Origin of the sequence: Flavobacterium sp. UBA4854 (assembly GCF_002399805.1) — a bacterium.
In the GTDB taxonomy this organism is placed as follows: Bacteria; Bacteroidota; Bacteroidia; order Flavobacteriales; family Flavobacteriaceae; genus Flavobacterium; species Flavobacterium ginsengisoli.
Genome location: NZ_DHEI01000023.1, coordinates 1 through 3,641, shown reverse-complemented (window position 1 = coordinate 3,641; position 3,641 = coordinate 1). Strand labels below are relative to the sequence as shown.

Here is a 3,641-nt window from a genome sequence, read left to right as displayed (position 1 = left end):
TTGTTAAAGTTTAAAACTTTGACAAAGTTGTTATTTTGCAGCTTCAACTTTTGCTAAAACTTCTTCTTCAGTTCCTTCAAAAACTTCGGTTGTTGTTTTTCCGTCTACTGTTTTAGTAACAGTTCCCGTAGTTTTTCCGTTAATATTTTTAACCTCAACGCGAACTGACTCGCTTTCTGAATGAACACTACTTTTTCCGTTTGCATCAAAATGAGCCAGACATTTAGCAGTTTCTTCTTCAGAACAACCTTTTTCTTTACACATTTTAATGCACTCTTCTTTTGTCATTCCAGACATATCGCCGCATTTAGATATTCCTGCATGCATTTCTGTTTTAGCACAGCAAGATGCTTTTCCAGCGATATCTGATGATTCGTGGCCTTCTCCTAAAATTGGAGCAATTACTAATCCAATTAAACATGTTAGTTTAATTAAAATATTCATAGATGGTCCAGAAGTATCTTTAAACGGATCTCCAACTGTATCTCCAGTTACAGCGGCTTTATGCGCATCTGAACCTTTATATGTCATTTCTCCATTAATCACAACTCCTGCTTCAAAAGATTTCTTAGCATTATCCCAAGCACCTCCAGCATTGTTTTGAAAAACTGCCCAAAGTACTCCAGAAACCGTAACTCCTGCCATATATCCTCCTAACATTTCAGCAATTAACTGATTGTTGTCTGAATAAACTAATTTTCCTAAAAGTACAATCAAGATTGGAAAACCAATCGTTAAAATTCCAGGAAGCATCATTTCGCGTAAAGCGGCTTTTGTAGAAATTTCAACGCATTTTCCGTATTCTGGTTTTCCGGTTCCTTCCATAATTCCAGGAATTTCTTTGAACTGACGACGAACTTCGTACACCATATCCATTGCCGCTTTTCCAACAGAATTCATTGCCAAAGCAGAGAAAACAACCGGAATCATTCCACCAACAAATAACATCGCTAAAACTGGTGCTTTAAAAATATTAATTCCGTCGATTCCTGTAAAAGTTACATACGCAGCAAATAAAGCCAATGAAGTTAAGGCTGCAGAAGCAATTGCAAATCCTTTTCCAGTTGCTGCAGTTGTATTTCCAACTGAATCTAAAATATCTGTTCTAGTACGAACTTCTTTTGGCAATTCGCTCATTTCGGCGATTCCACCAGCGTTATCAGAAATTGGTCCGAAAGCATCGATTGCCAACTGCATTGCTGTTGTAGCCATCATTGCAGAAGCTGCTAAAGCTACTCCGTAGAATCCTGCTAAAGCATACGAAATCCAAATTGCCACCGCGAACAATAATACGGTTGGGAAAGTGGAAATCATTCCGGTTGCCAAACCTGCAATTACGTTTGTTCCCGCTCCTGTAGATGATTTTTGAACAATTGCCATAACTGGTTTTGTTCCTAATCCTGTATAATATTCTGTTACTGATGAAATAGCACCACCTACAACTAATCCGACCAATGTAGCGTAGAAAACACGCATTGATGAAATCGCTTTAGAACCTTCTCCAAAGAAAGTCATTTGCATTGTTTCTGGAAGCATGTGTTGCACTAAGAAGAAACAAGCCACAGCTGTTAAAACAATAGAAACCCAGTTCCCAATATTTAATGCTTTCTGCACTTGTGCTTCTTTAGCATTGTCATCTGAAATTTTTACTAAAGTTGTTCCGATAATTGAGAATAAAATTCCGAAACCAGCAATTGCCATTGGAAGCAAAATCGGTCCAATTCCGCCAAAAGCATCATTGATACTTCCACCCATATCTTTTATCACATAGTTTCCAAGAACCATTGCAGCCAAAACAGTTGCTACATAAGAACCAAATAAATCGGCACCCATACCTGCAACGTCTCCCACGTTATCTCCTACGTTATCTGCAATTGTAGCAGGATTACGTGGATCATCTTCTGGAATTCCAGCTTCAACTTTCCCAACTAAATCAGCTCCAACATCGGCTGCTTTTGTGTAGATTCCACCACCAACTCTGGCAAATAAAGCGATTGATTCAGCACCAAGCGAAAATCCCGCTAATGTCTCTAAAACAACTGTCATTGTATCGGTATCTTTCCAAACTCCACCAGAGAATAAATGAAAGAAAATGATGAAAAATGATGTTAACCCTAAAACGGCTAATCCTGCAACGCCTAATCCCATTACAGTTCCTCCGCCAAAAGAAACTTTTAGAGCTTGCGATAAACTTGTACGAGCCGCCTGTGTAGTTCTAACATTTGTTTTAGTCGCTATTTTCATTCCCATATTTCCCGCTAAAGCAGAGAAAAAGGCACCAAAAATAAAGGCAATTACGATTAATAAATGTGTTTTTACTCCTGGAATAAAAGTAATTCCTGCCAAAGCTAAACTGGCAATAATTACAAAGATGGTTAATAGTTTATATTCGGCTTTTAGAAAGGCTAAGGCTCCTTCGTAAATGTAATCTGAAATCTCTTTCATCTTACCGTCTCCAGCGTCTTGTTTTAAAACCCAAGTCCTTTTTATTCCCATGAAAAGTAATCCTAAAACTGCCATTATAATTGGCAGGTAAATCATAAATGCATTCATAATATATTAATGGTTTTGGTTAATAGTCAACAATCTAACTGAAACGAATTTAAACAAAAAAGCAATACTCCTGACGGCAGTATTGCTTTTTTTATAATAGAATAAGGTTAAAATTATTTAATGCTAAATAATCCAGCCGGTTTATTTTCAATGTCATCAAAACGTTTTGTACACTCAGCGATAATGTCGTAAGCTTCTTTTACGTCTCCCCATCCTTCTACATCTACTTTTTTGTTTTCAAGGTCTTTGTAAACTTGGAAAAAGTGCTCGATTTCTTTTACTAAGTGAGGGTTAATATCTGAAAGATCATTTAATGAATTCCAAATTGGATCTGAAACTGGTACACAAATAATTTTCTCGTCTGGTCCTTTATCATCTGCCATGTGAAATACACCAATTGGCTTCACTTCCATAACACATCCAGGGAAAGTTGGCTCGTTTACCAAAACTAATACGTCAAGAGGATCACCGTCTAAAGCTAAAGTTTCTGGAATAAATCCGTAATCAGCTGGGTACATCATTGAAGAGAATAACATTCTGTCAAAACGCATTCTTTTAATTTCAAAATCGTACTCATATTTATTTCTGCTTCCTCGTGGTATTTCGATTAACACATCGAAAGTCGTTAATTTGTCTGCGGTCATTTTCGTTTTTTATTGTTTCTATAATTTCGGTTGCAAAAATAACTAAACAATCTAGTTTTACAATAAAAAACAAGGTTAAATTATGTGCATTAAAGTTTAAAAAACAAGCAATTAATATGTAATGCTTCGATTTCTCTTCTTTAAATAATAATGCCAAAGCAAATAGGTTGCATAAGATCGATATGGACTCCACTGTTCTGCGTGAATTTCCATTTCTTGTTTGTCATGAATATCTAGCAATTCTTTAATCGTATTTATTACTGCTATATCGCCAAGAGGAATTAAATCGGGTTCTTCTAAACAAAACATTAGATAAATATCAATTGTCCAATTGCCGATTCCTTTTAGTTTAATGAGCTCTTCGCGAACTTGTTTTGCTGATTTTGAAGCTAAACTTTCAATATCTAATTCTTTGTTTAAAACCGCTTCCGCTAAAATCTTAAT

3 protein-coding genes are annotated in these 3,641 nt (G+C 36.1%); all 3 read right to left on the bottom strand.

The features are described 5' to 3' along the window. Positions 1 to 30 precede the first annotated feature (30 nt). Positions 31 to 2,553, bottom strand: coding sequence for a sodium-translocating pyrophosphatase (locus B3J44_RS02545; RefSeq protein ID WP_286965560.1), 2,523 nt, complete (start codon positions 2,551 to 2,553; stop codon positions 31 to 33). Between the two features lie 113 nt (positions 2,554 to 2,666). Continuing rightward, positions 2,667 to 3,197, bottom strand: a complete 531-nt coding sequence (locus B3J44_RS02540; protein ID WP_111288276.1) for an inorganic diphosphatase — start codon at positions 3,195 to 3,197, stop codon at positions 2,667 to 2,669. Between the two features lie 111 nt (positions 3,198 to 3,308). Beyond that, the coding region (locus B3J44_RS02535) for a DNA-3-methyladenine glycosylase family protein (RefSeq protein ID WP_414654733.1) at positions 3,309 to 3,641 on the bottom strand (333 nt) is incomplete at its 5' end.